Origin of the sequence: Streptomyces carpinensis (assembly GCF_002154505.1) — a bacterium.
In the GTDB taxonomy this organism is placed as follows: Bacteria; Actinomycetota; Actinomycetes; order Streptomycetales; family Streptomycetaceae; genus Streptomyces; species Streptomyces carpinensis.
Genome location: NZ_MUBM01000568.1, coordinates 171 through 743, shown reverse-complemented (window position 1 = coordinate 743; position 573 = coordinate 171). Strand labels below are relative to the sequence as shown.

The 573-nt window shown below is 72.6% G+C and carries 1 protein-coding gene; it reads right to left on the bottom strand.

Annotated elements, in window-relative coordinates:
* Positions 1-573: aminotransferase class I/II-fold pyridoxal phosphate-dependent enzyme (locus BZY54_RS46175; protein ID WP_244217671.1), on the bottom strand; the 573-nt coding region annotated here is incomplete at both ends.

Sequence of the window (573 nt, the reverse complement as noted above, 5' to 3'; positions counted from 1 at the left end):
GACCTTCCAGCCCGTGAACGAGAACGTCTTGCCCGCCGAGCCGATCGTCACCGTCCGCTCGCGCATCCCGGGGAGGGTGGCGAGCGGGATGTGCTCGGCGTCGTCGAAGACGAGGTGCTCGTACACCTCGTCCGTGACCACCAGCAGATCCCGTTCCACGGCCAGCTCGGCGATCGCCGTCAGCTCCTCGCGGGTGAGCACCGTGCCCGTGGGGTTGTGCGGGGTGTTGATCAGCAGCAGCCGGGTCCGGCCGGTCACCGCAGCGCGCAGTTCGTCCAGGTCCAGCCGGAACGAGGCGCCGCCCTCGTCGCGGTGCGGGCGCAGCGTCACCGGCACTCGCCGCCCGCCCGCCATCGCGATGCAGGCCGCGTAGGAGTCGTAGTACGGCTCCAGGGCGACCACCTCGTCCCCGGGCTCCAGCAGCGCCAGCAGACAGGCCGCGATGGCCTCGGTGGCGCCCGCGGTGACCAGCACCTCGGTGTCCGGGTCGTAGGAGAGCCCGTACCGCCGCAGCTGGTGCGCCGCGACAGCGGTGCGCAGCTCGGGGACGCCCGGACCCGGCGGGTACTGGTT